Raw genomic sequence first — 23,492 nt, forward strand, 5'->3', positions numbered from 1 at the left:
GGTGGATGATGACGTATTCAATGTCCTGGAATTTCAAATGATCAAGCTTTAAAGTCCTCGCTTCGTACAGGACTAGCATTCGATAAGGCCTGCCGAAGACTATCCGCTCCATGCTCCTGGTAACTAGGAGTCCCCGGTTGTTGGCGCCACGATTCGTCCAAACCGCCGGCGTCTATGGCGTCAAATCCCAACTCTTCGACAAGTTGAAGTACAATTTTCTTTGTATCCGGATCATCACCAGCTACCGGGAGAGCAAGTCGATCCGGTGAGCCGGCAGGCAGTCCACGTTCAAGCAGATTAACAGCGGAAATCCCATTAAAGGCTTTGTTGACAGGATGTTTCAAGAATTGCTCGACCCAGCGGCTTTCAGGTAAGCCACCCTCGATCTCGGCAATAAAGCCGTCACGCTGACGGGGGTAATAGTTCCCGGTATCAATAATGGCAGCACCAGGTGCAGTTTGGTCTAAGATACCATCAGGGAGATCCGGAATATTCTTTTGTGGAATCGTTACAATGACCAGCTCGGCTCCATGGGCGACGTCCGTTACTTCAAGCGGTTTTGCGCCTGTCTCTTCAGCTAGATCCGTCAAGGTATGAGGACCGCGCGAGTTAGCAATCGAGACATCATGACCAAGTTTGGTGAGACGACGGGTGAGATTACCACCGATATTTCCCGTTCCAATAATTGCGATTTTCATTTATTCCGACTTCCTTTCCCGATTTAATATGGTATGACCTCTTCACTGTAACAGAGAACAATAGAGCTGTAAACAACTTCTTGACTGAACGTTACAAATTACCTATACTAAGATTTATTATTTCGTTGAGAAGGGAGGAAATGAAGTGACCAGAGGTGGAAGACCACGAGAATTTAAGGATACGGCTGTGATTGACGCAGCCATGGATGCCTTTTGGTTGAACGGATACGAAGGGTGCTCTACTGAGGATCTATGTAAACAGACCGGTCTCGGGAAGGGCAGTTTATATAATGCGTTTGGTAGCAAACATGATTTATATGAAAAGGTACTCCAGCGTTACCATGAGGAAGGAATACGGGAGCAAAGCGAGATTTTACAGAGCCCCTTACCGTTGAAAGAAAGATTACGCGGCCTGCTGGAGTGGGGTGTACAGGAAGATTTCTCGGAATCAGGGCGAAGAGGCTGTCTCCTAATTAATGCAGCAATGGAACGGGCACGGGTTGATCCTATGGTTGAAGAAGTGGTGACACGGCATATCGGATTGTTGGAGGATGCACTTTATAATCTGATGGAGCAGGGTGTCCAGACAGGAGAGATTACTTCAGGGAGACCAGCCAAAGAACTGGCAAGCCTGTTCCTAAGCAGCTATTACGGACTTCGCGTGCTTAACAGTTCTTCACAGAACCGTGATCTGGCAAAAAGTATTGTAGAAGGTACATTGGCAGCTATTTACTAGCCGGGTAATCCGGCACTTTTTTTTGCATTAGTTTTGTACCGATCATTACAATAGTGTGGTTTTATAACTCATATGAAAAGGGGAATTGAAGATGCCATTGGCAATCTATGTGCTTAGCTTGGCTATTTTTTGCATGACTACCTCAGAATTTATGGTAGCTGGAATGATGAATACACTTGCGGGGGAATTTGGAGTATCTGTCTCGCAAGTAGGATATTTGATTACAGCCTTTTCAGCGGGGATGGTCGTAGGAGGTCCCTTACTAACCGCTGCTCTGCTGAATATGCCTAGGAAAAAAGCATTTATTATGCTAACCGGTGTGTTTCTCGCTGGACAGTTGCTTGGCGCGATCGCAGGTAGCTATGAGGTTATGATGGCCTCACGCATCATAGCAGGTGTTGCTTCCTCGGCTGCTTTTGGCGTATCAATCTCGATCTCTGCTTCGCTGGTGGAAGAAAACCAGCGGGGACGGGCGGTGTCGATAATCTTCGGTGGTCTTATGATCGCCACGGTTCTGGGTACACCTGCTGCAACGTGGGTGGCCGATGCTTATGGCTGGCGTTTCAGTTTTTGGGCGGTCGCCATTCTTGTTCTACTGTCAGGAGTAACTGCATTGAGGTTGATCCCTGTATTATCTAGACCGGAGCCCACAAGTTTGCGTCATGAAATGAAATCTTTTCGCAATCGCAAGCTATGGGCGGCTTACCTGACAAGTTTTCTTATTATAGGAGCTACCTTTGCAGCATTCAGCTACTTTGCTCCAATTTTTACAGAGCTGACGGGCTTTTCAACGTCCGCGGTGCCACTATTGTTTGTTGTGTATGGAGCTGCTACGGTTGTTGGTAATCTGATTACTGGTCGACTGGCGGACCGATACACCATGCTGATTCTAACGATAGGGCTTGTTCTCTTGACGTTTGGTCTTCTGACATTCGCCATTGGCGTACATACAGCTGCCGTGGTTATTCCTGCTGTAGTCATCATCGGGTTGGTCGGGGTTCCAATGAATCCGCCTATGGTCGCGCGAGTGATACGCGCGGGAGGAAGTGGTCTGATGGTGAACACCGTTCATACCGCGATCGTCACCTTTGGTGTAGTGGTAGGGTCTTCTGTTGGTGGCTTGGCCATTAGTGCCGGTTACGGCCTGGTTGCGCCGATCTGGGTCGGGGTTGTGTTGGCTTTGGTAGGTGTAATTTCGCTGCTTCCGTATATGCGTGGAATCTTCAAAGTTAAGGTTGCAGATATGGATATAAAACATTAAAAAGCGTTTGATAAGCCGATTTGGCTTTCAGAATATGGTGTGGTGTTCAACAATATGAATAAGAGCAGCCCAGATACGATAAAAGTACTGGACTGCTTCTATTTTTTTGAAATGTGCCCCGGGACATTTCTTCGTATTATTTATAATACAAATGAATTACCCTAATAAATTATTCTTCTGAGATAAATCTTTTGCCAAGCCACAACATTCCGACGCTAATGATTAGAAAATATAAGGGCATTATCAGCAATGAACCGTTATGCAGAGCACCCATTCCCCATGTCGTAAGGCTTACCAGCAAATAGTAGCCCAAGCTGAATATGGCACCTGCTGTGCCAATTACATCTTGAAAATGAACAAGCGCAAGACTTAGACAATTGGGCAAAGCAATACCTGCGCCAATCAACAGAACAAACATGGCAGTTAACATGCAGATGATTTGCAAAAGATTGGGCAGCATAGACAAGCTGCTTCCAAGGGTTAGGAGCAGAGCCCCGCTGGTCATGACCAGACAACCCAAACGAATAATCTTTTCCGGTGCGTAAACGGTCAATAACCTTTTGGAGATCATTGCACCGACCACCGATGCCAAGGCCACAATAATGCCCAGAAAACCATAAACGCCAGGCGACAGATCAAAGTGTTCAATGAAGATGAAGGGAGCTTCGGCATAATAACTGAATAAAACTCCGTTAATACCACCGATCAATACCCCAAACACCATTACGCGCGGCATGGCGAGCATCTTTTTAACAACCGGAAGTATAGCCACCTTGGATCGTAAAGAAACGTTCGTTGTCTCCGGCAGTTTAATAAAAGCATATATGAACAACAAAACGCTCATCAGTACTAACGCAAAGAATACCCATCTGAAGCCAAGGGCCTGATCAATCCAACCACCAATAAGGGGCCCAACTGCCGGCGTAAATGCAATGACAGCAGAGATTTGCGCAAACATCGCATGTCTTCGATCTCCCGATACACTTTCGCGAAGCATGGTTTGGGTGATAATCGAGCCAGTTGCGGCACCGAGAGCCTGTACGAAACGGCTGACGAGAAGCAACTGAATTGATTCCGAATAAAAGCACATCAAGCTTCCGATCCCATATACGATGAGACCGCCCAGCATTGCAGGTCTGCGACCAATCAAGTCGGACAGCCAGCCCCAGCAGAAAACGCCTAAGGCAAATCCTATAAAATAGATGCTTAACGTGAATTGTACGGAACTATTAGATACACCAAGTGCTGCTGCGATATCTGGCAGCGATGGAGTGTAGATGGTTTCGCTGATTTGTGGAAAAGCGATAAGAACAATCATTAAAAGCAAAGATGGTACAGCATATTTCTTCATTATATATTAGCCCTCCTACAAGCTTATACTCTTTTATGACAACAAGAATATGAGCCTAGCTAGGGAAAGGGGGGCATCATGATGGTGAGACGACTATAAATCATCATTTGTTGAATTACCTTTCATCATTATAAGAGTAGGAGGGTTTGACAATCATTGTTAATACTCGGCCTAGGTTAACATGCTTGAAATGGCAAGTCAACCAGCTCTAGCTAATCGTACGACTAAGCAGTTTTGTCCCAAGCTCTGAACGTACTAGACTTGGAATTATGAAATTTAATGAAGCTAGCTATACGCCAAATGGCAATATAGGACAGGGCAACTACATTATTCAGGAATCCAAGAGTCTTGGGATCAATGCCTGAGATGAACAAGAAGTCAAAGAATCGGATCGAGAAGATAACAATAATTAAAACATAAAGAGATACGTTTCTTTTATAATACATCTTGCCATCCGATTTCCGCTCGAATTGGGTCACCAGAATTAATGGGATCGACAGAATTGCACCTATAGCGATCGAACTGATCATTCTGCCTGATGTAAGCACCAATGTAGGGTCGAACAATTCAAACAAAGATGAAGAGATATAAAGGATCGGAATTAATAATTTCCGGCCTGATTCGTGCAATGGCTTCTTGCTGCCCTGGATAACGCCCCTTAAGATAAGCACGACAATTAATAATGAGATTGTTAAAGATATTGGATTCATGGTAAGCACCTCGTTTGTTTTTTGTGTAACCTAAGTATCGAGGATATTTAAAATTTATATCAGTGTACAAAGTAATTCGTTTAAGGTGACTTTTGTCATCTTCCCAAAACAAATAGGGCGACCTCTTCCCAATTGAATCCGGGAAAAAGTCGCCGCTTCAAAAATCTTTTTTTATTGTCTATGTGACAGGGCTATGACCTCGGAAGGCACCTGTCGCTCAATTTGACGAAGTAGAACAACTTGACCGCAGCAATTTTTTACAGTTAGATCGTAACGGCCCTGATGGTGGCAACAGACAACTACTTGTTCGTTATAAGTTCCGTTAGCTGGTACATATCTCTTTTTTAGTGATTTTTTTGGATATGTCCACTCATTCATTGCAGTGCTGGAGTGAGCTAAAAAATATCAAACGGTCGCATCATTTCGTAGTCTTCATGCTCAAGCATGTGACAATGCCATACATAACGCCCGGTAAAAGGTCCGAAACGAGCAATAATCGTTGTAACGTAACCGAAGGGGGTTGCTACAGTATCTTTTAATCCCATTTCATACGGATTAGGAGGACTGGGCGGGCCTGTGAAAATAAGTTTTCCGGTTTTCTGAAAATGAGAAACATCAAAACGTTGACGATCAAGAATTTGAAAATCAACCAAATGAATATGAATGGGGTGAGGGTCATCATCAATGATATTAATGATACGCCAGATTTCAATCGTATTTACTTCAATTCTTTCGGAGATTCGATCCATCCACATTTTTCCATCTAATAGATTTAAGGAGCGACCATATTGATCCTTCACTCTGACAAGTGTTAAATATCTTGTTCTCTTTGCCATACTTTTTGGGAGTCGTTCGAATGCTTCTAAATAAAATGGAAGTGAGCTGGTATCTATACTTTTTAATGGGACACTTATTCTGAATTGCATGATATCTATTGTTTCAGGGGACGCACTCTTGGTGACATTTTTGAGAATAATAGTTTGACCATAATATTGAGAAAAATCAATGATCACATCTATACGCTCGGCACTTAAAAGTACAAATTCGTTTATTCTTATTGTTGTCTCAAGAAAGCCGCTATCGGTTCCGAGTTGATAAAATGGTTGATTGGATTCCATTTTTAATGTAAGGATTCGACTATTGGATGCGTTTAAAATCCGAAAACGGTATTTTCTTGGTTCTACCTCCAAAAATGGATAAACCTTGCCGTTTATCAGAATGGTATCCGCATCAAAAGGAGGAACAAGGGAAGGATGAGGCAAGTTTGCATCGTTTTGATCCGGTTTGCTGGGGTAGTTTAGAGATCCGTCCGGATTGAAAGATCGGTCCACAATGAGTAGAGGGATTTCATATTTTCCTTTCGGAAGATTAAGGGATTGTTCATTTTGGTCTCGAATGAAATAAAATCCCGCGAGTCCTGCGTAGACGTTCAATCTTGTAATGCCTACTGTATGATCGTGGTACCATAACATTGTAGCTCGTTCAATATTTGGATACGTATAAACCTCTCGTTCAAACAAAGGTCCCGTTTGCTCAAAATTTCTCGTAAACCAAGCCTCGGGGTAGCCATCACTATGAGCTGGCGTTCTTCCTCCATGTAAATGCACAACGCTCCTACCCTCTGGAACAGTAATTTCCGAACCATGAATCGTAGTATCAACGGGAAGAAAGTGCTTATTGGGCAGGTCGTTCATCCATTTAACAAACACGGTTTCATTCTTCATCACTTCAAACGTAGGACCTGGAAATGTTCCGTCATAGCCCCATAAACGGGTAGGCCCGAGGTCTCTATGTAGCTTCTGAGAAAACTCCTTCATAGTCACTTCGTAATAAGAACTATTACTGCTTCGCTTCCTAGGAGATAATGTGTTTGGAATAGGCAGTTCATCCACGAATTTTTGTAGTTTTATCTTTTCAGGCATAAGAATTTGGAGCCTCCCTAAGGTTAGAATTACTATGTAATTTTATGATCTTGAACTTGTTCATTATGTTAGTTGTATATAACTATTGGGTATGCATTCTATTTGTATGTCATTTATACAAACGAGTAAAACGATAGTGATTTCCGCAATCTTTCACTATATGATAAAAGAAATGGATGATTTCAATGAAAGGGAGCGTCGCTTTGGATCGGAAAAGTGGAACAAACACTCTTGGAAGGGCTTTGGATATTTTATTTGCGTTATCTGAGGCGAATGGAACATTATCGGTTAGTGAGATCGCAGAAAAGGTCAGCATTCCAGAAAGCTCAACCTATCGTTTTTTGCAAACGCTTGAAAAGAACGGGATTGTGGAACGTAGGGGCAAGAATCAGATTGGACTTGGTTTGCGTATTCTGGATTTAGCTCGTAGCTTGAACCAACAAATTCATCGTGAGTTGTTGTCACTTGCATTGCCTATTATGATCGATCTGATGGAGTCTACAAAAGAAACTTCGTTATTGTTCGTTAGAACTGGAAATGATGCTGTATGCATTCAACATGTGAAAGGCCGAGGTCTTATTCAATTTGTAATCGAGAACGGTAGACGTTTGCCTTTACATCAAGGCGCTTCTGGAAAAATTATACTGGCTTTTGAAAATGAAAAGACGATTGAGCAGGTTGTAGCAAATAGTACAACCGATCGGAACCGATCGGAATTGATTGATAGCTTGAAAGCTGTCAGGGAACAGGGCTTCGCTTGTACTGAAGGAGAATACGATCCCGATGTGTTCGCTATTGGTGCACCGGTATTGGATAGTCATGGTCTTGTCGTGGCAAGCCTATCTATTGCGGGTCCTTTATTTCGCGGGACCAAAGAGAGGATACCCGAAATGATTCATAGCGTTATGGAATCGTCCAAGCATCTCTCCAATCTACTTGGAGGGGAATAGAAAAAATCACCGATCACAATTAATCCCGATAGAAATAGTGGAATTAATGATTGACAAAAGAATGTTCTTGGTAATATTATTGAAATAAGAAATCTAATTATCGCATGTTAATAATAAATGGCTGACCATAACAGTGGAGGTCTTGTTTTTCGCCTATTGGCGAGAAATAAGGCCTTCTTCTTTTTTAGCAAGAGTTCGCAATATTAGTTAAATGTGAAGTAAGGAAGTAAAAAAATTTATTTATTTATCCGAGTTAACAAATTTGTTTACTGTACTTTTGAAGAGGAGGAAGAACGATGACTGAAGCAGTGGCAGTTGAGTTCCAACATGTAAATAAAAATTATGGCTCCGGTAGTGTGCTGCATGATTTTAATCTTACGGTACCGAAAGGTCAGATTGTAACAATTATTGGGCCCTCGGGTTGCGGCAAAACTACACTGCTCAAAATGATCAACCGCCTTGAGGAGCCGAGTCAGGGAAGGGTTCTCGTGGAAGGGCGAGATGTAGGAGCTGCAGATGCAGTCCAACTCCGACGCGATATCGGATATGTGATTCAACAAATTGGATTGTTTCCACATATGACCATAGAAGAGAATATCGGTATTGTTCCGAGGCTTAAGGGGGCGAAAAAGGAAGAACGAAAAGAGAGAGTGGATCTATTACTGAACCTGATCGGTCTTCCAGCTGAACAATATAGCAAACGTTATCCCCATGAGCTTAGTGGCGGGCAGCAGCAACGGATCGGTGTAGCCCGTGCACTAGCGTCAGACCCTTCCATTATTTTAATGGACGAACCCTTTAGCGCACTTGATCCCATCAGCCGGGTCCAGCTACAAAAAGAACTGATCCAGCTGAATCAGCGGCTGCATAAAACGATAATTTTTGTCACCCACGACATTGAAGAAGCGCTGAAGATCGCTGATCGGATTATTCTACTGAAGGAGGGTGAGGTAATTCAGAACAGTACACCTGCGGAGCTGCTGGCCCATCCGGCAAACGACTTTGTGATCGAATTCATCGGTCAGGAGAGGTTTCGTCCTTCTTTTCCAAGTGAGATGGCGCAGCATATTATGATTGACGGTCTCTCGATAAGTAATATCTCAACAATCGTAGAGGCACTTGATCTCTTGCGTTTGAATCAGGCTGATGCCCTTGCTGTGACCGGGAATTGGGGAGAGCTGCTGGGTATTGTAGGAATTGAAGAAATCAGTGAACATCTGCAGCATGACAGCAAAATGAAGGTCGGGGATATTGTGAAAAATGGGACTCCCGCCCTCTTTGAGAACACACCAATTTCTGATGTATTCGAACTGATGCAAAGTCAACGAATATTGCCTGTCGTGGATGATCAGAACCGCTTAATCGGTACGGTAACCCGCTCAGGTGTTATTGAAGCCATTGGGAGACATTTTCACCGAGAGGAGACCAGTGCATGAACCATATATGGGATACGTTAGCTGCTGACTGGCCGATGATCGTTGAGAAAATGGGAGAGCACATGTATCTGTCCCTCATTTCCGTCCTCATGGCGGGAATCATTGCAATACCCCTTGGTATTTATCTGACCAGCCGCAAGCGGATGGCGGATACAATCATTACTGTAGTCTCTGCCATCCAGACCATTCCAAGTCTGGCGTTGTTCGGATTCATGATTCCGCTGGTAGGCATCGGCACAACACCTGCTATTATTGCATTGACCTTATATGCCGTGCTTCCGATGCTCCAGAACACCTATGTCGGTATTAATGGAGTTCATCCTTCTCTGATTGAGGCAGGAACCGGGATGGGCATGACCAAATGGCAGATGATGAAGATGATTCAGCTTCCGATTGCGCGTAGTGTCATCATGGCCGGCGTAAGGCTCGTCGCGGTGCAAACGATAAGTCTTACGACAATTGCGACCTATATTGCCGCAGGAGGACTGGGAGATATCATCACAAGAGGCATTGCCATGATCAATACGGTTACCATTATGGAAGGGGCCATTCCCGTCTCGCTGCTGGTAATCTCCGTTAACTTCATTTTGCTGCTTCTTAACAGGGCACTTACCCCAAAGGGGTTGCGGCATTTGAATAAATTTTAAGCTTTTACCTAGGGAGAGGGGCACCAATCATGACAACCACCAACAAAAAAAGATGGAATGTAACCAAAGGAGGCAGGCTACTTATCACCCTTGGGCTGGTGTTGACAACCGTGCTGACAGCAGTGGGGTGCTCGAATTCCAATGCGTCCGGGCGTAACGATACCATCGTACTGGCCACGAAAGGATTCGCAGAGTCTGATATTTTGGCCAACGCCTTCAAACTCTTGGTTGAGAATGACACGAAGCTGAAGACAGAGATTAAGAAGCTGGACAACACACTGCTCTGGAATGCCATTGACTCAGGGGATGTGGATGCCTATGTAGAGTACAGCGGGACGGCCTTGATCAATATTTTGAAGCAGGAACCAGAATTTGATGCAGATAAAGCATTTAAAACAGTCGTAACCCAACTCAAGGAAAAGAACAAATTGATTGCGCTAGACCCCCTAGGGTTCAACAATACCTATGTCTTTACAGTACGTAGAGAAACCGCTGAGAAGTATGGGCTAAAGACAGCTTCTCAACTTGCTGAGAAATCAGGTGAACTGGTTTTTGGAGCCAGTGAGGAGTTTCTGAATCGCCCAGATGCCTGGCCTTATGTAGAGAGCATATACAAACCAAAGTTCAAGGAGACAAAGTCCATTCAGGACCCTTCCTTGCAGTATCAGGCGATAAAGCAAAAGCTGATTGATGTGAAGCTCTCGTATTCAACGGACAGCCAAATCCTGGCCAATGACCTCGTAGCGTTGGAGGATGACAAGCATGTGTTTATTCCGTATGATGCATTTCCAGTGGTTCGTGAGCAGACGCTGGATGAACATCCCGAGTTGAAAGAAGTCCTCAACAAGTTGGCAGGAAAACTGGATGAGAAGGCAATGCAAAAGTTGAATGCAGAGGTGGAACAGGATCAGAAACCGGCACTTGATGTTGCGAGGGACTGGCTGAAAGCCCAAGGGCTAATCAAGTGAATTTCTACATGATGGATCAATAATTAATGGTAATTACGTTGTCTAACAACGAGTTAATAAGAGAGGGTGACGCATTGTGAGTAATGATAAACGGCAGCTTGCGCTGGGGGCAATGATGTTTTTTCCGGCGGGTGAGCATATTTCAAGTTGGAGACATCCCGGGTCTGAAGCAGAGGGACTCCTTGATTTCAATTATTACAAAAGAATTGCGCAGACGGCGGAACGTGGAAGATTCGACATGTTCTTCTACGCCGATGAACTGTACGTCTGGGATCGATTCGAATCCGGTATTAGCCATGCCAATAGCATTCGGCCGGAGCCGTTCACACTGCTTTCCGCTTTGGCGGCGGTAACGTCTCATATTGGTTTGGCGGCGACCATCTCGACGACCTATAACGATCCGTATCATATTGCCCGGAAGCTGGCGACGCTGGATCATTTCAGTGGCGGGCGAGCCGCGTGGAATATTGTGACGTCTCAGACGGACGAAGAGGCCCGGAACTTCGGTAAGGAACGCCATCTGCAGCATGAGCTGCGATATGAACGTGCGAAAGAATTTGTAGAGGCAACGCAAGGACTTTGGGACAGTTGGGAAGAGGATGCACTGCTGTTCGACAAGGAAAATGGGTACTTTGCAGACAAGAACAAGCTGCACAATCTGGATTACGAAGGTACTCATTTTAAAGTAAAAGGACCCCTTAATATCTCCCGTCCACCACAAGGGTATCCTGTTTTGATCCAAGCCGGAGCTTCGGAAGCCGGTAAAGAGGTAGCCGCGGCAACGGCCGAAATTGTATTTGCCCCTGGTGGCACATTCGCAGAAGGGAAAGCGCTGTATGAAGACATCAAGGGAAGGCTTTCCAAATATGGACGTTCTCCCGATGAGATCAAGATATTGCCTGCCTTGATGCCCATTATTGGTGCTACTGCGGAAGAGGCAGCAGAGCAGCTTGCTATTGTGGAGAATCTTACTCCAGACCGACTGGCTTTGGACTTGCTATCACATTACATCGGGGTAGACGTTTCCGGCTATCCGCTGCATGAACCGCTGCCTTTTCTACCTGAAGTAGAAGGCTTTAACCAGAGTAAAAGTGGTTTACAACGTATCCGACGTATCCTCAAGGAAGAAGATTTGACGCTGATTCAGCTTGCCAAACGGATTGTAAGCAAACGGGCTTTTGCCGGAACTCCCGAGCAGATTGCCGATCATATTGAGGAATGGTTCAACAATGGTGCTGCGGATGGATTCAATATTGCCTTTACTCACCTTCCTGGTGCTCTGGAGGATTTTGTAGCAGAGGTAGTGCCTATTCTTCATCGTAGAGGTTTGTTGCGCCTAGAATATGAAGGAACTACACTGAGGGACCATTTTGGACTCAGCAAACCAGAGAACCGCTATTCACAAGAAAAGATTACTTTAGGAACGGCAGAAAGATAACTCAACGAGGAAGTACAAATAGCTCTAATGTGATGATTTAGCAGGAGACGGAAAGCGAGGAGTGACTGTGAAAAAGATTGTTGCCGAACGAGGCGGCGTGCTGCGGTGCAAAGGCTGGCGTCAGGAAGCACTACTGCGCATGCTGGAGAACGTGCTCGAGAACGGTGAGAACCAGAAGGAGCTGATCGTCTATGCCTCCCTTGGAAAGGCCGCCCGTAACTGGCCTTCCTATCTGGCAATTGTCGATACCCTAAAGCAATTGGAGGAAGACGAAACACTGGTCATTCAGTCAGGCAAACCGATTGGTGTATTCAGAACCCATCGGCAAGCACCACTTGTCGTAATGGCTAACTGCAATCTGGTCGGCCGATGGGCAACCAGTGAGAATTTCTATGAGTTGCAAGATAAAGGACTGATCATTTGGGGCGGCCTTACTGCGGCTGCTTGGCAATACATCGGATCACAGGGTGTCATACAGGGAACCTATGAAATCTTCCAAAGTATCGCAAGGCTGCACTTCGGCGGCGATTTGCGAGGACGTTTCATTCTAACCGCTGGATTGGGCGGTATGGGGGGCGCGCAGCCTTTAGCAGGTTATATGGCTAATGCGGCAATCCTTTGTGTAGAGGTTGCGGAGGAGAGAATAGACAAACGAATCGCTGCCGGTTATTTACAGCGAAAGACAGATAGCCTGGATGAAGCATTACTATGGATTAATGAAGCTGTAAGCAGCGGCACAAGCCTGTCCGTTGGACTGCTCGGAAATGCTGCGGATGTTTATCCAGAACTGCTTCGGAGGGGTGTCCAGCCGGATATTGTGACTGACCAAACATCTGCACATGATTTGTTATACGGCTATATTCCAAGCGGATACTCACCTGCATCCGCTGGTGTGGCACGACGAGAACATCCGACGGAGCTTCAAGCCGCTGCCGGAGCTTCAATTGCGAATGAAGTAAAGGCGATGTTGGAATTCAAACAACGGGGCGCGGTTGTTTTTGACAATGGTAACAATATCCGTTCACAAGCAGTGCAATATGGAGTTACGAATGCTTTTGAGATCGATATATTTACGGAAGCTTTTCTTCGTCCCCTTTTTGCGCGGGCTATCGGTCCTTTCCGCTGGATCGCTCTTAGCGGCGAGGCAGAGGATATACGAATCATTGACGATTATATCCTGAAAGAATTTAGTGATAATGACATCGTATCCAATTGGATCAAACTCGCGAATACGTATGTGCCGTTTGAGGGATTGCCGGCCCGTATAGGCTGGTTTGGGCATAAAGACCGCAGCAAGCTGGCACTCGCGGTTAACCAATTGGTTCGAGAAGGAAAACTTGCAGGACCAGTCGCCTTCTCCCGAGATCATCTGGATGCAGCAGCTATGGCTCATCCCAACATTATGACCGAGCGAATGAAAGACGGAAGCGATGCGATTTCGGACTGGCCGTTGTTGAATGCCATGCTCAATTGTGCATCCATGGCTGATCTGGTGGCGATTCATTCCGGCGGAGGGGGCTACTCTGGTTATATGACAAGTGCGGGAGTCACCATTGTAGCCGACGGATCAGAGGCAAGTGATGCACGTCTTCGTACAGCGCTTGACAATGATACTGGTCTTGGCGTACTCCGATATGCGGATGCCGGTTATGAGCAATCGTTGGCCGAGGTTAAAATAAAGGGGATTGCCCGAATTGATACCCATCAATATGAAACCATTTCATCCACTGTAAAATAACATCGGGAAATGGTTCAACGAAATTTTCATCTAGGAGGAAATTTTATGCGGGAATTAACAAGAGATGATGTAAACGCTGCTGTCAAAGGCGGCTCTGTATTTGCCAGCGGCGGCGGAGGCTGGGTGGATCATGGACTGGAGATCGGGCACGCGGCACTGAGCATCGGACGACCGAAGCTCCTTTCGGTAGATGAACTGCCAGATGACGCCATTATATTGACATGTACCGCAATCGGGGCACCTGCCGGACGAGACTGGCAAATGCTTGGAAAGGACTACATTAAGGCTGTTCAGCTAATCATTGAAAACTATGATGGCAAAATAGCCGGGGTCATGACTCCGCAGAATGGCATGTCCAGCACCATTAACGGTTGGCTGCCGGCAGCAGCCCTTGGTCTTGCTGTTATTGATGCTACTGGAGATATCCGCGCACACCCGACAGGCAAGATGGGCTCACTTGGCCTCGCGTCTTCTATTGATTACGAGACGATACAAGCAGTGGCTGGCGGCAAACCAGAGATTGGCAGCTACATGGAACTTGTGGTTAAGGGAACTCCGGCACGGACCTCCAATATACTGCGTACTGCTTCGGACATGGCGGGTGGGTTTATTGCTGCCGCACGGCACCCGCTCCCGATCAAACATATTAAGAAGCACGCTGCGATCGGTGGCATCTCGATAGCGATTGAGTTGGGCCGTGTCATTATGGAGGCAGAGCCGGATGGTCCGGAAGCGGTGCTAGAGGCCGTGGTACACAAGACCAATGGAAGAATCCTCGGCAGAGGGACGGTGACGACAAAAAATGTTCATTATTCAGGTGCTTTCGATGTGGGTACGATCGAAGTATCCATCCCCAACCGTAGGCTTACACTTCATGTGATGAATGAATATATGGCTGTTGGGGACGATGAAGGTACACGCCTGACCACGTTCCCGGACGTAATTACTACGTTTGACCTGAAGAAGGGTCTGCCTGTGAGTGTAGGAGATGTTGAAGAGGGTATGGAAATAGCGGTCTTCGCCATTGATAAATCCAAGGTACCACTGAGTTCCAGTGTAAAGGACCCCACCGTATATCCCGAGGTGGAAGAAATGCTGGGCATCGATTTGCAGAGCTATGCTTTTGACAAGGAGAAAACAATCTATGCTTGAGGAGAGCATTCTCTTGCTCAGCTCTAACCAAATTGTATTGGACGGAAGCCGCATGACCATTGAGGATGTGGAGAGTGTGGCTCGTTCGCGGAGATCCGTAGTGATTGCAGATGAAGCCTGGGAACGACTAGTCTCTGCACGTAAAGTAATTTATGAACTAGCTGCAGAAGGCGTTCCTGTCTATGGACTGAATCGTGGAGTAGGCTGGAATAAGGACAAGGTCATCGGAGATGATTATTTTGAAGATTATAACCGGAATTTATTGTTATCTCACAGTGCTGGGGTGAAGCCGGAGGCTACAGAAGATGTCGTTCGTGCTGTGATGCTTGCCCGGTTAAATAGCCTGCTTGCAGGAGCTACCGGTGCTCAGCCCGATATTGCCAAACGTTATGCAGATTTTCTCAATATGGGTATTCACCCGGTTCTACCGCTTCGCGGATCTGTGGGTGCGGCGGATATTACCTCGATTTCGCATATCGGTCTGGCCATGATTGGTAAAGGTGAAGTGAACATGGCAGGCAATCGGATACCAGCGAGCGATGCGTTAATGGTAATGAGTTTGGAACCCCTGCGCCTTGGCCCCAAGGACGGTCTGGCTATCGTCAGTTCCAATGCTCTCTCAGCCGGAAACGGAGCACTGGCGCTCTTCGACATCCAAGAATTACTGGATACCGCAGACTCTGTATACGCGCTGTCTTTGGAAGCCATCCGGGGAAATATTAGTCCGTTGGATGAAGCGGTTCATCTCAAGCGTCCTTTTCCAGGGCAGTTAAAGAGCCTGGCCATGGTCCGGCGTAGTCTGCGTGGCAGCGGACTCTGGAATGGTTTTAATCCTGATTCGTTGCAAGACCCGCTGAGCTTCCGTGACGCTTGCCAGATTCATGGTGCGGCAAGAGATGCTTATGCCTATGCGCGCCAGCAGCTTGAAGTTCATCTCAATAGCTCGGACGATAACCCCTGTGTGCTGACGGAAGAGCGGAGAATCTTGTCCTGCGCCAATTATGATCCCATAACATGGACATTAGGCTTCGAGATGCTTGGAAGTGCGCTGCATCATGTATCCAAAAGTTCATGCTATCGCATGATCAAGCTGGGTGACCCGGACTTTACAGGGTTAAGCCGTTTCTTAACTGCTGATTCGAGCAGCTCCGTCGGTTTCTGCACGGTTCAGAAAACAGCAACCTCACTGGATGCAGAAATTCGTCATTTGAGTAATCCGGTTTCATCTGATTATTTCTCACTGGCGGGAGACATGGAGGATCATGCAGCCAATTCTCCTTACGTTGTAAGCAAGGTAAGAGAGATTGTTGATCGTGTTACTTATATTTTGGCGATTGAAGCGCTCCATGCTGCTCAAGCTATTGATCTGCGTATGGATATGACTCTGGGTGAGGGGACAAGAGCAGGTTATGAACTGTTGCGTTCCGAGGTTCCTTTTTTGTCAGAAGACCGTAATCAAACCATAGATATAGAGCGTGCTTACCTTCTGCTTAAGGAAGGGAAATGGCTGAAAGCAGTTCGTGGGAAGATGAATTAATTCTCTCAATAATGATGGAAAGAGGAGGAAGTTACAATGGCACATGTTGATCCCCAGTGGTCTTTACGGGACCATTCCCATGAGGGCTGGCAAATTCGTGCGGAGGTCAGTCCAAAGTGGATTCGCGTAAAATTTGACGGGCAGTTTATCGCAGACAGCAAGGAAGTTCTCGTTGTTACCGAAACAGGTAGACTCCCCGTTTATTATTTTCCGAAGAAAGATGTGAACCTTGACGTATTCATACCTTCAGAAAAGCTGGTGAATGATCCGTATAAAGGAAATCAATTGTTTTGGCATATTAGCAGCGGTGGACGTACGGTAGAGAATGCGGTATGGAGCTATTCGGGTGTGCAACAGGAAGAGGTCTATTTGCAGAATCATTATTCTTTTTCATGGAATAAAGTAGATGCCTGGTATGAAGAAGAGGAAGAAATATTCGTTCATGCGCGGGACTCGTATTCCAGGGTGGATGCGATTCCAGCCTCACGTCATGTTCAAATCGAGTTAGATGGAGTAATTGTTGCTGATAGCAAGCGACCTGTGATTCTCTATGAGACAGGATTGACCCCGCGCTATTATCTTCATCAGGAGGATGTGCGCCTTGATTTGTTGAAGCCCGTTGATTTAACCACAACTTGCCCTTATAAAGGGATAGCCAGCTATTGGACTGCTTCAGTTAATGGAAGAGAATACAATAATCTTGTTTGGAGCTATCAGGACCCATTACCAGAAGTTCATGAAGTTGAAGGACTGTTATGCTTTTATCATGAGTCAGTGGATGCGCTCTATGTGGATGGGGTAAAGTGGTCCCTATCTGCTGATGATCGCCTTCCTTACCGCAATTTAGGATGGGGGGTAAAGTAAAATGGTAAATCATCTGGATTCATCTATTGCCTGCTCTCTGCGTCAGGAAGATAAACTAATGTTGAAGGCAGATCTAAATCCGCGCCGGGTTCACATCACGTTTGCTGGTGAGACTATTGCGGACAGCACACGTGTTATTACACTTCATGAGCGCGGCAAGCTACCGGTATATTATTTTCCACAAGTAGATGTGTCGCAACAATTTCTGGTGAAGACCGAGTTGCAGACCCACTGCCCTATTAAAGGGGATGCTTCTTACTGGACCATTCAAGTGGGTGAGCGTATTTCTGAAAATGCAGTCTGGGGTTATGAGAATCCACTTAAGGACATCGAGTCGATCAAAGGTTTTGTGGCTTTCTATTGGAACAAGGTGGACGCCTGGTATGAAGAAGAAGAGCAGATCTTCGTCCACCCGCGTGACCCATACAAGCGAGTTGATGCGATCCAAAGTTCCCGCCATGTTCAGATCGTTCTAGATGGCATCAAGCTTGCAGATAGCCGCCGCCCGATGATTGTATTTGAAACGGGCGTCCCCGTTCGCTATTATCTTCCGATTGAAGACGTGGATCAGAATGTGCTCACCGCAAATGACAAGCAGACATCCTGCCCTTATAAAGGTGATGCATCCTACTGGACGGCTGTTCTCAATGGACAGACCTATGAGAATATCGTGTGGAGCTATCTAAATCCAATTCCTGAAATTCCAAAGATTGCTGGATTGATGTCGTTTTATAATGAGCAAGTCGATGTCTATGTGGATGGCGAGTTACAGCCCAAACCAAAATGGTACTATTCTGCACTTGAATTCTTTAATGAAACTGAAGTAACTGTCAGAAGACAATGATGAGTGTGTGATGGGGGACTCTGTCTGCTGCATAAGCGGATAGAGCCCTTTTTTTGATGATTGGCTCAAAAGCCTTGTCAATACACAACGATTTGAATACCTTATGACATAACACAAAAGAGGAGGAGATTACATGAGTGAAGTAGGATATGGAAATGTTGGAGGTCTTGGTGGATACGGTGGTTTCACATCCATCGGTGCAATCCTTGTTCTGTTCATCTTGTTGGTCATCATCTCTAAAGCGTTCCTGGTTTAATTCCTTTACCTTATGAACAACTCTGCTGGCATTCCGCTGGCAGAGTCTTTTTGTCATGATTACAATTTGAAAGCGTTTGACATATAGAATTATCAATCTATAATTATGGAGTTATGCATTCAACATAGAATGGATGAAGTTAAGGAGAATAGGTTGGAATGACACTTAAAAAAAGGATCTTTTTGCTGTTTTTTCTCAGTGCGTTTATTCCCTTCATTAGTATATTTGCAATTTCCTACTACACCATTGATTCCATTTTTGCGAACAAGATCGATGATGGCATTCGGAGCAATTTACAGCAGGTGACTTCCTCACTGGAGAATTCGATCACCAACCTGAATCATGTTACTCAGCAATTGTCTTACAGTGGTACATTAGGTAAAAAGTTGGATGAGGTGTTGAAACCATCCTCCAATATATTTGAATTGATTGAAACGCGGGATGAATTAAAGAGCGAATTAAATGTCGTAACGTTTACCAACCCGAATATAGGTTTGACATTGTATTATTTTCAGAAGGATGGCTCCACACAGTTCGGAAACTTTCCCATAAAGGACCGTTTTTCACCCGAATCTTTGCCTGTGCTCTCCAAAGCATATGGGATCACCTACTATGGTCCTCATGTCAGTATGAACCGGTTTGATGATCAACTCGTCTTATCCGCCATGCGGAAGGTAAAATTACCCCAGAGGGACGATGCTTATATTTACGTTGAATCCGGTTTTCACCTTGCGCAGGATATATTGGGTTACAATCAGTACAAGGGAGATTTATCCCATCTGATCCTCGATGGAGAGGGAAATATTGTGTATAGTGAGATTTCCAAAGCGATGAAAGTCGGTGAGAATTTTTCCAGCTTATCGAATGGTACAGCATCGGACGGAATAGCTCGCGGTCATCATTGGTTCAGACAGGACTCCACTCAGAACTGGAGCGTTGTGTCGGTGATCTCGCAGGCCAAGTATCAACAGGAGAAAAACCAATGGTTGCTTCAAATATTACTGGTCGCTTTATTTTTCCTTGGATTTACGGTATTTCTGGCTTGGTTGCTGTGGAAGATGGTTTATAAACCCCTCGGTCTGTTCCATTCGCAAATCAACGGAATGTCTCAAAATCCACAAACGGCAGGCAGTCAGACACGCACGCAAATTCCCGAATTTGATTTTCTGTTAGGCGAATTCTCGAATATGCAGCATCAAATCGGTGACCTCTTTAAAGAGGTGCAGCAGAAAGAGAAAATTCGTGCAGACCTTGAAGTAGAGAAGCTGTTGTATCAGATTAATCCTCATTTTTTGATGAATACGCTGGATACGGTGCACTGGCTGGCGGTAATGAATGGACAAGGGGAGATCGACAAGCTGGTGCAGTCCCTGAATAAGCTGTTGTATTACAATTTAGGTAAATTGGGACAGGTTTCCACAATGGAAGAAGAGATTGATGCGCTTAGACAGTACTTGACCCTGCAGCAAATCCGCTATGATTTTGAATTTGATGTGCGTATTTCCGCTGATGAGCAAGTGCTTCAAATACCTGTACCTCGTTTTATACTACAGCCGTTGGTTGAAAATTCACTTTATCACGGACTGAGCGACGAAGGTTTTATTCAAATTGAAGTTACACGCAAAGAAACGCTAAACATTATGATTCAGGATAACGGAGCAGGCATGACGGAGGAAGCGATTGAAAGACTTCTGAACAACCGTGTAGCTGAACATCAAAAAGTAGGGATGGGCATTGGGCTCAATTACGTTCACCGCATGTTAAAAGCACAATACGGGGAGCAAGCTCAACTGGTGATTGAGAGTGAATTGGGAACAGGGACAAGCATATTGCTTATACTTCCGATCAAAGGAGAAGATATCTCGGCATGATTAAGGTATTGATTGTGGATGACGATAAATTGGTACGAAAAGGAATAAGCTCCGCGATGCCGTGGAACGAGTTCGGCATGGAGGTAGTTGGAGAAGCAAGTAACGGGGCTAAGGCATTGGATTTTCTGGAATCCAACTCGGTAGATCTGATGTTAACGGATCTGGCGATGCCGGTGATGTCTGGCATTGAACTGATGCGCGCTGCAAGGCAGCTCTACCCCGAGCTTCATATTGTCGTGCTTACCCTTCATCAGGATTTCGATTATATCCAAGAGGCGCTTAGGCTGGGAGCGATCGATTATATAGCCAAAGTTCAGCTCGAGAAGGAGCAGTTCGAACATGTGCTGAATCGAATACATACCCGGATTGGTGAGCTCGCGAATACAAGACGAAAGCTGCCGCAGCTTGGTGAAACCAATATCCATTACCGTAAAGTGTATGCTCTGGTTTCACTGGACCGAAAGTCCGGCCAAAATTGGCCCATTGGACTCGAATCCAATGTAGACGAGGTCCTATTTGAAGTGGAACGGAACAGCTGGATGTGGGCGGCATCCCTGGATGGAGAAGATCAGCTATTCGATAGATTGAAGGGATACTTGGATCAAATTCCCCAAGGAGCCCTACTGGTGCTGTCTGATGTTCAAGAACGGACATGGTCGCAAATTCAAAACTGGATTATAAACTATACAGAAACGTCCTTATTTTATGCGTATGAACCCCAAGATCCGGTTATTGCCGTTTCCTTGAATGAACAAGACACTTCTCCAACAGAACCTCAGGATGAGGACATGGATCGAATTAAGCGAAGTTGGTTTCTATCTCCGTGGACGCATAACGACAATTTTTATAACCAGCTTGTTGAAGAGTTTAAATCCCTAAGGCTGCAAAAAGGGCAATTGATGGGATTACTGTATTCCCTTGTCATGGAGTGGAACCATCTTTTTGCCCAGACTACGCTGGGCAGAATCTCAATGATCCATTCTTTTCAATCCTGGTACGAAGTGGAACAGTGGATCAAGCAGACCTCTGAGAGTATTCGAAAGGCGGATGAACAGACTTCGTATTCTCAGGAAATGATAGATGGTGTGAAAAAAGCCGTGATGATTATGCAAAATGATTTGGATCAGGCTTTTACAGCTTCAGGGCTGTCCCAGCAACTCAACATTAGTCGAAGTTATTTCAGCCAATGCTTCAAGGACATCATGGGAAAAACCTTTAATGATTACTCCCGATATATCCGAATGGAGAAGTCGAAAGAGTATTTATTAAACACAAACAACACGATTTTCTGGATTGCAGAGCGGGTGGGTTATACGGATGAGAAATATTTCAGCCGAATCTTTCGCGAACTGACAGGCGTGCTGCCTAGTGAATATCGACAATTAGGCAGAGCGGACAAATAGTGTGCGCTCCACATAACCGACTGAAATCCGGTGAAAGAAGGGAAAGCAATGATCAAGAAGATGGCTGCGTGTGTTGTTGTCGTCAGCTTGATTGCAGGTATCGTATTTTTCAGTATTTCTTACTTTCGGGAATCGCCTATTGGACCAGCAACATCTATACCTGACACAGCCTCCACCGATCCATTTGGCAGATATGAACATCCCGTTTCCATCCGGTTGGGATATGTGGTCGACCCAACTGGTACGGATCTCTCTGAAGGAGAGACATTAGAAAAGAACATGTGGAAAACGGCGATTAAACAAAACCTTAACATTGATGTCGAAGTCATGTGGCAGGTATCCAAAGAGAATTTCGGTCAGAAAATTGATTTGGCTATCGCCAGCAATGATTTGCCAGATGCGATGATCGTTAATCAGGTTCAGTTGAATGAGATGGTCAAAGCGGGAGAAATTGAAGATCTAACCAAGGCATACGCAAGCAGCGCTTCACCCGAGATGAAGAAAATTATCGACAGCACTAATGGATTGGCACGGGAACAAGTGACCTTTGAAGGGAAAATGATGGCTGTTCCGTCTGTGACGGCGGAAGACTTCAGCATGCTCTGGATCAGGCAGGACTGGTTGGATCGTCTTGGGTTGAAACCACCGAAAACGGTGGACGAATTGGAAGCGATCGCGAAGGCCTTTGTGGAGCAGGACCCGGATGGGAACGGAAAACGGGATACGATCGGGCTTGCCTCAAGCACAAGTCTGTTTAACGATTTCAACAACAGTGCTTTTGCTTTTGATCTAACACCGATCTTCTCGGCTTATGGAGCTTTCCCCGGATATTGGCTCGAAAAAGATGGAAAACCTGTATACGGTTCGATTCTACCAGAGACAAAGAACGCTTTGGTCAGGCTTCGTAATATGTATGCCAAAGGTCTCCTTGATCCAGATCTGGGCATTCGCAAAGAGCCAGAGGAAACTGTTATTAGCGGACAGGCGGGGATGTTCTTTCAAGGTTTCTTTGCAGGCTACTGGCCGCTCCCAAGCGCTTGGCTGAATGATCCCAAGGCGAACTGGCAGGCTTACGCGCTCCCACTGGATGCAAATGGAGCATTTCGTGTGAAGGTGGATAATCCCTCAAGTTCTTTCCTGGTGGTTCGAAAGGGGTATGCTCATCCGGAAGCGATCATTAAAATAAACAATCTGTACCTCCGGGATGAGTTCAAGTATGGTACGAGTTTTATGCTGAGCCGCAATTTCTTTGCTCCAGCAGATGAAGCACGATTTGAATCCAAAGCCGTGCAGGAGATTCTGACCGGAACCAAATCCCCAGCTGATTTTAAGGACAAGTCCGAATATAAGCTGTTGGAAAATACGGTTTCGACGATAAAACAAACCAAGCTAAAGCCTTATGATCAACTTGGCATTTCGTATTGGGATCAGCACAGTGAGAACTTTATGCGTGGTTATTCATTACTCGTGGGTGGAAGAAACTTCTTTGATCCGAATATTCATAAAGTTCGAAGCCTTACCTACAAACGCACGCCAGCCATGGAGAGCTCGTGGGTTAAACTGTCCAAATTGGAACATGATACGTTTTTGAAAATTATTTTAGGCGCTGCACCGATCGATTCATTCGATCAATTTGTACAGGAGTGGAAGGAACAGGGCGGCGATCAAGTAACTGCTGAAGTGACTGCATCCCAGAATCAACGCTGAAGA

General features: G+C 45.6%; 20 protein-coding genes. 16 read left to right on the forward strand and 4 right to left on the reverse strand.

All coding sequences use genetic code 11. The features are described from left to right. Positions 1 to 41 precede the first annotated feature (41 nt). Entirely contained in the window at positions 42 to 698 is a 657-nt protein-coding gene (locus tag BLV50_RS04475; RefSeq protein ID WP_063565162.1) for an NADPH-dependent F420 reductase, read from the reverse strand. Positions 699 to 843: 145 nt separating this feature from the next. On the opposite strand from BLV50_RS04475, the gene BLV50_RS04480 reads away from it, so the two are divergent. Both BLV50_RS04480 and BLV50_RS04485 read left to right on the forward strand, forming a co-directional pair. After that, positions 844 to 1,434: a TetR/AcrR family transcriptional regulator gene (locus BLV50_RS04480; RefSeq protein WP_072732740.1), complete on the forward strand. Its 591-nt coding sequence runs from the start codon at positions 844 to 846 to the stop codon at positions 1,432 to 1,434. Between the two features lie 91 nt (positions 1,435 to 1,525). Next, positions 1,526 to 2,695, forward strand: a complete 1,170-nt coding sequence (locus tag BLV50_RS04485) for an MFS transporter (protein ID WP_090806129.1) — start codon at positions 1,526 to 1,528, stop codon at positions 2,693 to 2,695. 169 nt (positions 2,696 to 2,864) lie between these two features. On the opposite strand, the gene BLV50_RS04490 is transcribed toward BLV50_RS04485, so the two are convergent. From BLV50_RS04490 to BLV50_RS04500, 3 genes are all read right to left on the reverse strand, one after another. Beyond that, positions 2,865 to 4,046, reverse strand: coding sequence for a multidrug effflux MFS transporter (locus BLV50_RS04490; protein ID WP_090806131.1), 1,182 nt, complete (start codon positions 4,044 to 4,046; stop codon positions 2,865 to 2,867). 224 nt (positions 4,047 to 4,270) lie between these two features. Further along, complete coding sequence (locus tag BLV50_RS04495; RefSeq protein ID WP_063565158.1) at positions 4,271 to 4,756, reverse strand: CcdC protein domain-containing protein; 486 nt, start codon at positions 4,754 to 4,756, stop codon at positions 4,271 to 4,273. Positions 4,757 to 5,151: 395 nt separating this feature from the next. Next, positions 5,152 to 6,678: a multicopper oxidase family protein gene (locus BLV50_RS04500; RefSeq protein ID WP_090806132.1), complete on the reverse strand. Its 1,527-nt coding sequence runs from the start codon at positions 6,676 to 6,678 to the stop codon at positions 5,152 to 5,154. Positions 6,679 to 6,881: 203 nt separating this feature from the next. Here BLV50_RS04500 and BLV50_RS04505 point away from each other — a divergent pair, with 203 nt between their 5' ends. From BLV50_RS04505 to BLV50_RS04570, 14 genes are all read left to right on the forward strand, one after another. Next, positions 6,882 to 7,628, forward strand: a complete 747-nt coding sequence (locus BLV50_RS04505; RefSeq protein ID WP_256337846.1) for an IclR family transcriptional regulator — start codon at positions 6,882 to 6,884, stop codon at positions 7,626 to 7,628. Between the two features lie 296 nt (positions 7,629 to 7,924). Then, complete coding sequence (locus tag BLV50_RS04510; protein ID WP_090806136.1) at positions 7,925 to 9,064, forward strand: ABC transporter ATP-binding protein; 1,140 nt, start codon at positions 7,925 to 7,927, stop codon at positions 9,062 to 9,064. Next, on the forward strand, positions 9,061 to 9,711 hold the full coding sequence (locus BLV50_RS04515) for an ABC transporter permease (protein ID WP_063565155.1): 651 nt from the start codon (positions 9,061 to 9,063) through the stop codon (positions 9,709 to 9,711). Before BLV50_RS04510 ends, BLV50_RS04515 begins: the two co-directional genes overlap by 4 nt. A gap of 29 nt (positions 9,712 to 9,740) precedes the next feature. Next, a complete protein-coding gene (locus tag BLV50_RS04520; RefSeq protein ID WP_063565154.1) occupies positions 9,741 to 10,679 on the forward strand; it encodes an ABC transporter substrate-binding protein in 939 nt (312 codons plus the stop codon). Between the two features lie 76 nt (positions 10,680 to 10,755). After that, entirely contained in the window at positions 10,756 to 12,117 is a 1,362-nt protein-coding gene (locus BLV50_RS04525) for an LLM class flavin-dependent oxidoreductase (RefSeq protein WP_256337847.1), read from the forward strand. Between the two features lie 61 nt (positions 12,118 to 12,178). Then, entirely contained in the window at positions 12,179 to 13,855 is a 1,677-nt protein-coding gene (locus tag BLV50_RS04530) for a urocanate hydratase (protein ID WP_090806138.1), read from the forward strand. Between the two features lie 45 nt (positions 13,856 to 13,900). After that, positions 13,901 to 15,007, forward strand: a complete 1,107-nt coding sequence (locus tag BLV50_RS04535; protein ID WP_090806140.1) for a DUF917 domain-containing protein — start codon at positions 13,901 to 13,903, stop codon at positions 15,005 to 15,007. Then, entirely contained in the window at positions 15,000 to 16,544 is a 1,545-nt protein-coding gene (gene hutH, locus BLV50_RS04540) for an HAL/PAL/TAL family ammonia-lyase (protein WP_090806142.1), read from the forward strand. Before BLV50_RS04535 ends, hutH begins: the two co-directional genes overlap by 8 nt. A 36-nt stretch (positions 16,545 to 16,580) precedes the next feature. Beyond that, positions 16,581 to 17,408, forward strand: coding sequence for a DUF427 domain-containing protein (locus tag BLV50_RS04545; protein ID WP_090806144.1), 828 nt, complete (start codon positions 16,581 to 16,583; stop codon positions 17,406 to 17,408). A gap of 1 nt (position 17,409) precedes the next feature. Then, positions 17,410 to 18,252: a DUF427 domain-containing protein gene (locus BLV50_RS04550; RefSeq protein ID WP_090806146.1), complete on the forward strand. Its 843-nt coding sequence runs from the start codon at positions 17,410 to 17,412 to the stop codon at positions 18,250 to 18,252. 133 nt (positions 18,253 to 18,385) lie between these two features. Next, complete coding sequence (locus BLV50_RS04555; protein WP_079697598.1) at positions 18,386 to 18,508, forward strand: sporulation protein YjcZ; 123 nt, start codon at positions 18,386 to 18,388, stop codon at positions 18,506 to 18,508. A 158-nt stretch (positions 18,509 to 18,666) separates the two neighbouring features. Further along, a complete protein-coding gene (locus BLV50_RS04560) occupies positions 18,667 to 20,379 on the forward strand; it encodes a sensor histidine kinase (RefSeq protein ID WP_090806148.1) in 1,713 nt (570 codons plus the stop codon). Further along, the gene (locus BLV50_RS04565; RefSeq protein WP_072732748.1) at positions 20,376 to 21,782 is read left to right on the forward strand and encodes a response regulator transcription factor; all 1,407 of its coding nucleotides are present in this window, start codon (positions 20,376 to 20,378) and stop codon (positions 21,780 to 21,782) included. The genes BLV50_RS04560 and BLV50_RS04565 overlap by 4 nt, the downstream gene beginning before the upstream one ends. Positions 21,783 to 21,830: 48 nt before the next feature. Then, on the forward strand, positions 21,831 to 23,489 hold the full coding sequence (locus BLV50_RS04570) for an extracellular solute-binding protein (RefSeq protein ID WP_256337848.1): 1,659 nt from the start codon (positions 21,831 to 21,833) through the stop codon (positions 23,487 to 23,489). Positions 23,490 to 23,492 lie beyond the last annotated feature (3 nt).

Source organism: Paenibacillus sp. 276b (assembly GCF_900107875.1).
Classification (GTDB): domain Bacteria; phylum Bacillota; class Bacilli; order Paenibacillales; family Paenibacillaceae; genus Paenibacillus; species Paenibacillus marchantiae.